This window comes from Vibrio sp. 1562 (assembly GCF_033340155.1).
In the GTDB taxonomy this organism is placed as follows: domain Bacteria; phylum Pseudomonadota; class Gammaproteobacteria; order Enterobacterales; family Vibrionaceae; genus Vibrio; species Vibrio alginolyticus.
In genome coordinates, this window is sequence record NZ_JAWOVY010000734.1 from 1 (window position 1) to 530 (window position 530).

1 protein-coding gene is annotated in these 530 nt (G+C 45.3%); it reads right to left on the minus strand.

The window, feature by feature from the left end; genetic code table 11:
- Positions 1-106: 106 nt before the first annotated feature.
- Positions 107-530 (minus strand): phosphoenolpyruvate carboxylase (locus tag R7Z49_RS27370; RefSeq protein WP_318112811.1); only part of this gene is annotated, 424 nt, incomplete at its 5' end.

Below are 530 nucleotides of genomic sequence, written 5' to 3' on the forward strand. Positions count from 1 at the left end.
GTGGTGTAAATGTCTGGTTATTTGCTGCGCAATTATGTGGTTGGAAGTTATGAATATAAGAAAGGCTGAGTATGAACTCAGCCTTTTGTATTGCGAATGGTTATTTTTAACCCGTATTACGCATACCTGCTGCAATACCCGCGATGGTCACCATCAGAGCCTCTTCAAGGTTTGCAGACGCCTCTTCTGTTTGACGAGTACGGTATAGCAATTCAGCTTGAAGCATGTTCAATGGCTCTACGTAGATGTTACGTAGGCGAATTGATTCTTGGCCCCATGGGTCGCTTTGCATTAGGTTTTCGTTGTTCTCTACGTTCAGTACGGACTTAATATCACGTTGAAGTTGTTCACGCAGTCGGTCACCCAATGGTTGAAGTTGAGGTTCAACTAGGCGTTGGTCATAGTAGCGAGAGATTTCCATGTTGCACTTGGTGTACACCATCTCAAGCATACCTAGGCGAGTTGAGAAGAACGGCCATTCGCGACACATTTCTTCCAGTAGCGCCTGATGACCTTTGTCTACTGAGTAC